Genomic DNA, 8,358 nt, shown 5'->3' with positions numbered 1-8,358 from the left:
ATAGAATCTATATTGTAGTCATTGACATCACTAAATTATAGTTATTAAAATTTGGTGAATTTTAATAATCACCATAAAACTACCGGAAGAGCCAAATTTCATTAACTCCCTATTAGGGATTGAAACTCAATGTTAAAGTTGACGGTGGCAGATTCTGGGAGACTAATAATGGCGACAACTAAATATCGAGCTTACACAAACGTGCCAAAGCCAAGTCCAAAACTTGTAGAAATAATAAAGCAATCGGGGATGACTTTATATTTAAATCCGGGGGCAATAGTTCAACTCATAGATCCAGATCCATCGGTATTACAAATAACTGTAGGTAGACAAGAAAGCATATTTAAATTGACGGATATTCGTGCCATTATCGCAACAGAAGCAGAAATTAAATCGTCAGCGCTAACAAAAATTCTGCGATGGCGTATTCCAGTAATTTTATTTTCTCAATCTGGCGAATTCTTGGGAAGGATTGAACCAGATTACAAAATCAGGGCAGATATCATGCAGTGCCAAGCTATGATGACCGATGCCATGAGAGTCGAGATTATGCAAGGTGCAGCCTGGGGTCGCCTCCGTCGCCTCCTGCGGTTTTTACAACGCTCTGGGCGTGACGGTGCTGTAGAAATTAGTCAAGCTTCCAAGGATATTTTACATCTTAGTAATTGCATTACTAACCACGATTCTATTGCCTCATTGCAAGGGTTAATTGGGCAGGCAATGCTGATTTTTTATCGTATACTTCCCCAGTGCATAAACCCGGATTGGAGATTTACTTCGCGGCATGATAATTCCCCTGTTTGCCGAATGCTTGACTTTAGCGAGAATCTTTTGGAAGAATCAATCAAAAATGCTGTTTTCTCAGTGGGGCTAAACCCTAATCTTGGTTACTGGCATCAAAACCATCACCAAACCAAGGGACTAATCACCGAATCTAACTACAGAATTCCAAATCTTAGCGATCGCCTGCGTGAAGACTATTTTGAATCGTGGCTATATAACACCGCAGGATTTTAATATATGCTGGGATGAAAACACACTGCCGCTCGTTGCAGCCCAAGCAATTACCCGTGCTTACCAAGTCAAGATGGCTACGGAAATCAGCTACCCCCAGATCAAAATCAAATGTACTTATGAAGACCTGTTTTACATCCAAGCAAAACAATTAATCTTGTATTTACAAGGACAGATTCAAGAATATTACTCTCCTGACTTAAAATAATTAAAGATTATTTAGATTCAGACGATAGCTCAGACAGTTAATCGAGGTTGGGAGAATGTACTGGGTGCGATAAGCTATTCTTAAACCTTCTCCTTTAGAGACACTAGCGCGAACGGCTATCGCTTATTTGAAGGAGGTGTTACGAACTTGGCAAGGGGTAAAGTCACCGAAGGCCGTATTTGTGGCTGCTTGTAAGGAGGGGAGAAAACCGGAGTCCACGCAGGTAAAATCTGCTGTAAAGGATTGGTTTGAGTGCGCGAGGCGGCAGAGGATTGTAATTGCAATGTCAGGTAGTGTGATATTTACGCCAGAAGGTGAGGCGGTGGTGTTGCAAGAGATGATGCGGCGGTATCCGATGTGCGCGAAACTTCCGCTTTTTCAGCGATTATAAAGCATCTGTGCGATGTATGGATTCAATTAACTCCTCAACTTTTTCTTCGTCCAGACATTGTTTCACTTGATTGTTGAACCACTGGGATTCTTCCAGTTCTGTGTCCTGGACTCGGTAAACCAGTAATGTTCCGGCAACGCGGGCAAGAGTAAGAGGTGATGGAGAAACGTGGCTTAGTAGATCGCACGCATTCTGGTATATTTCCATGACTGATAATTCGTTCAAAGGAGATCCCAACTGAGCAGAAAGCTGTTTTAGATTCTCCTGAATAGATGAATGGAAGCCTGGATCTTCGGGATGGGAAAGAGGGTTACTCATAATTAATTGTCGTTCAAATGCCATTGGATTGGGACTAGAAGCAATGTGTTGAATTGAGTTACTCTTTTGGGTTAACTTGTAGACATCGTTTCTGTCTGGCTGTTCATTTGGCTGTCGGCGTTGCTGCTGTTTGCGTTCTGGCAACTCCAAGGGAACATAAACGTTCATTTCAAAACCTTGTTTTGTTGCTTTGCATCTAAGTTTTGTAGCCTCCTGATGACTTTCTAGCATTGTGGCACAAACTTCACGCCAGTAAATGCTTTGAGATTTAAAAGCTGTACTGGTGACGGTCATTTATTGGCAAACTAATCCTGTAGCGAGAATGGCTTTATCACTTTCTTGTGTATAGTTAACTGTTGCTGCTGTATTGGTATTTAGAATTTGGCAATTAAATGGCTTGGAGCCATTGTATCCTTTAAAATTAACACCTGTGGAGAAATAAATACCCAAAATTCACCAACACAAGAAAGCAAGGAAAAATATCACTTGACTTTTGAGTACCGCGTTCAACATATATAAAAAACGGTAGATTTTTAATCTCTCTACCGTTTTTTAAATTCTTAAATTTGAGACTTAATGTTACTGCTTAGAGGGTGTTTAAAAAGTTTTGAGGGGTCAAATTTTCTAACAGCAGTATAAGCCTTCGCAACTAGCTAGGGAGTTGCGAAATTCCTTTGTAAATTTTTGCTCTTTTGTTAAACAACCTCAGATAGAGGAATCCGATTTGATTCCTAAACTGACTTGCGTAGGAGGAGAACAGGGAACAGAACAGAAGCGAATAGATGTGTACTGAGTTTTTTCACGCAATCAAATACGATTCCTATATCCGGGAATACTAAATCTAAAAGCCTTAAGGATTTAGCAGCATGGTTAGTACTTTTCCGGGATATCGCATCTATGATTTACTCTACAATGGTTCCAAAACTCTAGTTTATCGAGGGTATCGAGAGACTGACTCCTTACCAGTGGTGATTAAACTGCTGAAAAATCCTTATCCCAACTTCTCTGAACTCTTGTCGTTTCGCAATCAGTACACTATTGCCAAAAATCTCAACTCACCTCTAATCGTCCAAACCTATAACCTGGAACACTATCAGAATGGTTATGCGTTGGTAATGGAAGACTTTGGGGGGATTTCTCTCAAGGAATGGGGAGTGAGGGGAAAGGGACAATCTCTACAACAGTTTTTAGAAATAGCGATCGCACTATGCAATACCTTAGATATACTCTACCGCTTGCGGATTATTCATAAAGATATTAACCCCGCCAATATTTTAATTAATCTCGAAACCAAACAAGTTAAATTAATTGACTTTAGTATTGCATCTTTACTGCCACGAGAAACTCAAACACTCATCAATCCCAATGTTTTAGAAGGGACACTTGCTTATATTTCCCCAGAACAAACTGGCAGAATGAATCGGGGGATTGATTACCGCACTGATTTCTATTCTTTGGGCGTAACTTTTTACGAATTACTGACTGGTGAATTACCGTTTCAGTCAAATGACTCAATGGAGTTAGTGCATTGTCATATTGCAAAACTTCCACCAATGTTAGGGGATAGGAGAGAGATTTCTCAAGTTCTTTGTGACATTGTGATTAAATTGATGGCGAAAAATGCCGAAGACCGCTATCAGAGTGCATTAGGAATTAAATTTGATTTAGAAAATTGTTTAACTCAACTCCAAGAAACGGGTTCCATTGAGAACTTTGAAATTGCCCAAAGGGATGTGTGCGATCGCTTTATCATTCCCGACAAACTCTATGGCAGAGAAACCGAAGTATCAACCTTACTGCAAGCATTTGAGCGAGTTAGCCTTGGTGCAACAGAAATGATGCTGGTAGCAGGTTTTTCGGGAATTGGAAAAACTGCGGTTGTCAACGAAGTTCATAAACCAATTGTGCGGCAACGCGGTTATTTTATCAAAGGTAAATATGACCAATTTCAGCGAAATATTCCCTTTAGTGCATTTGTGCAAGCATTCCGGGATTTAATGGGGCAATTGTTAACCGAAAGCGATGCACAAATTGAGCAATGGAAAAACCAAATATTATCGGCTGTGGGGGAAAATGGACAGGTAATAATTGAAGTTATCCCCGAATTATCAAAAATCATTGGTGAACAACCACCTGCCATAGAATTATCAGGAACGTCTGCACAAAATCGATTTAATTTATTATTCCAAAAGTTTACCCAAGTCTTTACTAGTGCTGAACATCCATTAGTGATGTTCTTAGATGATTTGCAATGGGCAGATTCAGCATCGCTGAAGTTAATACAGCTATTGATGGCTGATACAAAGCATATGCTGTTAATTGGTGCGTACCGTGATAATGAAGTCACTCCAGCACATCCATTGATGTTGACTTTGAGCGAGATTCAAAAAAGTCAAGCAACAATTAATACAATTACTTTAGCACCACTGAGTCAAGAGCAAGTAAATCAGTTAGTTGGTGACACCCTGAAATGTACAGAAACTTTGGCATCACCTCTTTCTCAATTAATCTATCAAAAAACTCAAGGGAATCCATTTTTTGCTACACAGTTTCTCAAAGCATTGCATCAAGATGGATTAATTGAATTTAACTTTGAATCAGGATATTGGCAATGTGACATTACACAGGTAACTCAGCAAGCGCTAACAGATGATGTTGTTGCCTTTATGGCATTTCAATTACGCAAACTACCGCAATCAACGCAAAATGTATTGCAGCTAGCTGCTTGTATTGGCAATAAGTTTGATTTAGCAACTTTAGCTATTGTTTCGGAATCATCGTCAATTGAAACTGCGACTTGTTTGTGGAAAGCGTTACAGGAAGGCTTGATTTTACCAATTAGTGATGTTTATAAGTTTTATCAGGAATATGGGAGTAGCGAGTGGGAAAAAAAGCATGAGAATAGTAGCGAACAAGTAGCACAATATAAATTTTTACATGACCGAGTACAGCAAGCTGCCTATTCTCTGATTCTTGATGAACAAAAGCAAGCAACACATCTCAAAATTGGACAGTTACTTCAGGAAAACTCCTCAGAAATAGAACGAGAAGAAAAACTGTTTGATATTGTCGGGCATTTGAATTTAGGACAGGGCTTAATTAATCAACAGCAGGAGCGGGAAGATTTAGCTCAACTAAACTTGAAAGCTAGTAGTAAAGCTAGAAACTCTACCGCCTATGCCGCCGCCAAAATATATCTCCAAAATGGGATTGAGCTACTTCAGTCAGATTGTTGGCAAAGTCAGTATCAACTCACACTGAAGCTATATATTGCGGCGGCTGAAGCTAACTACTTAACTGGCAGCTTTGAAAAAACACAACAGTGGACTGATATTATTTTAGAAAATGCCAAATCTTTACTTGATCGGATAGAAGTTTATGAAATTCAACTTAGTATTTGCATTGCTCAAGAGAGATTTACAGAGGCGATTGAAATCTGTCTGCAAACATTAAAATTACTAGAAGTTAATATTTCTAATTTTCCCACTGACATTCATGTGGAAGAAGCATTTGCAAATATTACAAATCTTCTGCACGAGCAGAAAATTGAAGATTTATTTTATCTTCCTACAATGACAGATGCTTATATATTGGCTGCGATGCGATTTCTAAACCTTCTGGTAGTTCCAGCTTATCAAACATCACCAAATTTATTTTTATTAACTGTAGTTTCTGCTATTGAACTATCAATTAAGTACGGGAATTCGTCTTCTTCAGCTACATTTTATTCACTGTATGGGATGGTGCTTTGCTGTATATCAAATGACATAGAACGGGGCTATGAGTTCGGTACATTAGCTTTGAATTTATTGAACCAGCTATCAGATAAACAGTTCCATTCCCGGACATTATTATTCTTGTTGGCTTTTATTAAGCATTGGAAATCTCATCCCAAACATTCTCTATTGTTGGGTCAGAGCGGTTATCAAATTGGACTAGAAACTGGAGATTTAGAAAATACAGCTTGGAATTGCTTTCATGAATGTCAAACTTCGTACCTGATTGGGCAAGAACTTTCAGAGTTAAAGCAAAAAATGCAGGCTCGAAGCAATGTTATTCAGCAAACTAAGCATCAAATTCAGTTAGCGCTAAATGAAATTCAGCGACAAGCTGTTCTAAATATAATAGGAAATATCGAAAATCCTTGCTATTTAATTGGTGAAGCCTTTAACGAAGAAGAATTATTACCAAAATATCAAAAAGAAAACAGTATACAAGTCCTTCATTGTATATACTTGCACAAACTCATACTCTGCTTTTTATTTGGAGAATACTCTTTGGCAGTAGATTTTTCTACTGTTGCCGCCAAATACATTGGCGGTGTATTGGGGCAAGGGATTGTTCCTGTTTTTTACTATTACGAGTCTCTGGCAAGTTTAGCTGTATTTTTTAACTCTTCAGAATTAGAGCAGCAAAATACCCTTGAACTTATTAGGGTAAATCAGAAAAAACTTGGGGAATGGGCGCACCATGCCCCAATGAATCATCAGCATAAGGTTGATTTGGTGTCAGCAGAAAAATGTCGAGTGTTAGGACAAAAAGCTGAAGCCATTGAGTTTTATGACAAGGCTATCTCTGGAGCCAAAGAAAACGGCTATATCCAAGAAGAAGCATTAGCTAATGAATTAGCAGCCAAATTCTACCTCGACTGGGGCAAAGAAAAAGTCGCTCAAGCATATATACAAGAAGCATACTATTGTTATGCCCGTTGGGGAGCTAAAGCCAAAGTTGCCGACTTGGAAAGAGGCTATCCCCAACTGCTGGCTCCCATCCTCCAACAAACTCGCACTGCTTTCTCGGTCAACGAAACAGTCTTCCCCTTGGGAACCGTTACCTCTACCAGTTCTTCGACCAGCATCTTCCATTCCCTTGATTTAGCTGCTATTCTCAAAGCTTCCCAAACTATCTCAAGCGAAATCGAACTGGGAAAACTGCTTTCATCGTTGCTTAGAATCCTCATCGAAAATGCGGGGGCTAATAAATGCGTGTTAATGCTCATGCGAGACGAGCGCTTACTAATTAAAGGGTCAATTATTGAGGGTTCGGAGCCAATTGTGTTGCAGCCCCTTCCCATTGAGGATAGCCAGGACATTCCCCTAAAAATGATTTACAAAGTCAAGAACAACAAGCAGACTGTTGTACTGCTGGATGCAACGGCTGATCCGACCTTAGCCAATGACCCCTATATCATGCGTCAGCAGCCGTATAGTATTTTGTGTAGCCCGATTTTGCATCAAGGTAAGTTCCTGGGCATTTTATATCTAGAAAATAATTTAGCGACGAGGGCGTTCACAAGCGAGCGCGTTGAACTGCTAAATTTACTCTGCGCTCAAGCGGCAATTTCCATAGAAAATGCCCAACTTTATCAGCGATCGCTAGAAAATGCCCAACAGCTAGAGCGATCATTTGCCGAATTGCAGCAAAAATCAGAAGATTTACAACAAGCTCAATTACAAATAGTGCAAAGTGAGAAAATGTCGGCACTGGGTAACTTAGTTGCTGGGGTAGCCCATGAAATGAATAATCCTTTGGGATTTATTTCTGCCAGCCTCCAACAAGCTAAACCCAGCCTTGCGGATATTGTTAAACACTTCAAACTCTATGAAGAAAGTTTCCCCAATCCAGGTGATGAAATTATTGACCATGCCAAAGAAATTGACTTGGGTTATACCTTAGAAGACTTACCCAAGATAATTGATTCAATGGTGATGGCGTGCGATCGCCTGGAAAATATCAGCACTAGTTTAAGAACTTTTTCCCGCGCTGATAAAGATTATAAAGTGCCGTTTAATATCCACGAAGGTATTGACAGCACGATTTTAATTCTCAAACATCGCCTGAAAGCAAACGAACAACGTCCAGCAATTGAAGTGATAACTGATTATGGTAATTTCCCCCAAGTTAAATGTTTTCCTGGGCAATTAAATCAGGTATTTATGAATATTCTTGCCAATGCCATTGATGTGCTGGATGAATCAAATACGGGACGGACTTTCAAAGAAATTAAGGACAATCCCAACCGAATTACAATTAAAACCTCACTGGTAAATGAAGGCGTGAAAATTGCGATCGTTGATAATGGTAAGGGGATGAGTGAATCAGTAAAACAAAAGATTTTTGACCACTTATTTACTACAAAAGCCGTGGGTAAAGGGACAGGATTAGGATTAGCGATCGCTCGGCAAATCATCGAAGAAACCCACGGCGGTAAATTGAATTTTAACTCTGTTTTGGGTGAGGGTACAGAATTTATCATTACAATTCCTTTGTAAAAAACTAGGATTTTTACTCTATAAGGAGAATCAAGTTCTGAATTTTGAATAAAGTCGAGTTAACGTGAGTTCGACGGATAGAAAAGCGCAAAAAGCTTGCTATGTATGAATTTGCTTAACTGAGCATACAAAAAGGCGATCGCGGAGGGCGGGCA

The 8,358-nt window shown here is 39.5% G+C and carries 4 protein-coding genes; 3 read left to right on the top strand and 1 reads right to left on the bottom strand.

Annotated elements, in window-relative coordinates:
• Positions 1-168 precede the first annotated feature (168 nt).
• Complete coding sequence (gene cas1 / locus V7K76_RS23685) at positions 169-1,017, top strand: CRISPR-associated endonuclease Cas1 (protein ID WP_334952121.1); 849 nt, start codon at positions 169-171, stop codon at positions 1,015-1,017.
• Positions 983-1,222, top strand: coding sequence for a hypothetical protein (locus V7K76_RS23680; RefSeq protein WP_334952119.1), 240 nt, complete (start codon positions 983-985; stop codon positions 1,220-1,222). Before cas1 ends, V7K76_RS23680 begins: the two co-directional genes overlap by 35 nt.
• Before the next feature lie 385 nt (positions 1,223-1,607).
• Here the strand turns inward: V7K76_RS23680 and V7K76_RS23675 are convergent, their stop codons facing one another.
• Complete coding sequence (locus V7K76_RS23675) at positions 1,608-2,225, bottom strand: hypothetical protein (protein WP_334952117.1); 618 nt, start codon at positions 2,223-2,225, stop codon at positions 1,608-1,610.
• Between the two features lie 572 nt (positions 2,226-2,797).
• Here V7K76_RS23675 and V7K76_RS23670 point away from each other — a divergent pair.
• Positions 2,798-8,203, top strand: a complete 5,406-nt coding sequence (locus tag V7K76_RS23670; protein ID WP_334776222.1) for a trifunctional serine/threonine-protein kinase/ATP-binding protein/sensor histidine kinase — start codon at positions 2,798-2,800, stop codon at positions 8,201-8,203.
• The last annotated feature ends 155 nt before the right edge of the window (positions 8,204-8,358 follow it).

The organism is Nostoc sp. (assembly GCF_036917975.1).
Taxonomy (GTDB): domain Bacteria; phylum Cyanobacteriota; class Cyanobacteriia; order Cyanobacteriales; family Nostocaceae; genus Nostoc.
Note: the sequence above shows the minus strand (reverse complement) of the source record. Positions and strands in the feature narration are given on the sequence as shown.